The sequence below is a fragment of the Tenacibaculum piscium genome, from assembly GCF_021390715.1.
Taxonomy (GTDB): Bacteria; Bacteroidota; Bacteroidia; order Flavobacteriales; family Flavobacteriaceae; genus Polaribacter; species Polaribacter piscius.
On sequence record NZ_JAJGWT010000037.1, the window covers coordinates 1 to 817 of the forward strand.

Sequence of the window (817 nt, forward strand, 5' to 3'; positions counted from 1 at the left end):
CATTTTAATGCCATACAATACTCTTGGAAATAATTGTTTATCTCCAGGCATTGCCTGGTGGANCCATACGCCCTTATTTAGCTTATTGTACTTTTTGCTCTAAATATTTCTATTTAGAACGAGCTCTTTATAATTATTTATTTTTATAAAAATATTGTTGTTAATCCGAAGATTAACTTCTCTATCTTGATTTCTTTACGATATCATTTTACCAATATGTCAATGAACGTTGCGAATCGCAACCGATAAGTATTTATCAGCTTGATTCACATAACAATCTGAAACAATTTAAAATTGCTTCCAGATGCTATCTGGTGGAGAATATCAGAGTCGAACTGATGACCTCTTGCGTGCAAGGCAAGCGCTCTAGCCAACTGAGCTAATCCCCCATTATAAACACTAGATACTATCCAGAATTTGAATGTCGAATCCTCTTGTATCTAGAATTTCCTTTCTAATAATTTGCCCTTTAGTAGTCCCGGGCAGACTCGAACTGCCGACCTCTACATTATCAGTGTAGCGCTCTAACCAGCTGAGCTACGAGACTATGTATAGCTTATTATTAGTGTATTTTAAAATTAACAGCAAAGAGTAAAACTTCCNTTTTGTAACTCACCATCTTTCTCTAGAAAGGAGGTGTTCCAGCCGCACCTTCCGGTACGGCTACCTTGTTACGACTTAGCCCTAGTTACCAGTTTTACCCTAGGTCGCTCCTTGCGGTAACGAACTTCAGGCACCCCCAGCTTCCATGGCTTGACGGGCGGTGTGTACAAGGCCCGGGAACGTATTCACCGGATCATGGCTGATATCCGATTAC

At 40.0% G+C, this 817-nt stretch carries 2 tRNA genes and 1 rRNA gene (1 of these 3 cut by a window edge); all 3 read right to left on the reverse strand.

Features of this window, described 5'->3' with window-relative positions:
- Nucleotides 1-312: 312 nt before the first annotated feature.
- Nucleotides 313-389 (reverse strand) — tRNA-Ala (locus L0U77_RS11845).
- Between the two features lie 84 nt (nt 390-473).
- Nucleotides 474-547: transfer RNA gene (locus L0U77_RS11850), tRNA-Ile, on the reverse strand.
- An 82-nt stretch (nt 548-629) separates the two neighbouring features.
- A 16S ribosomal RNA gene (locus L0U77_RS11975) occupies nt 630-817 on the reverse strand (its annotated part continues 202 nt past the right edge of the window); the annotation flags it as partial.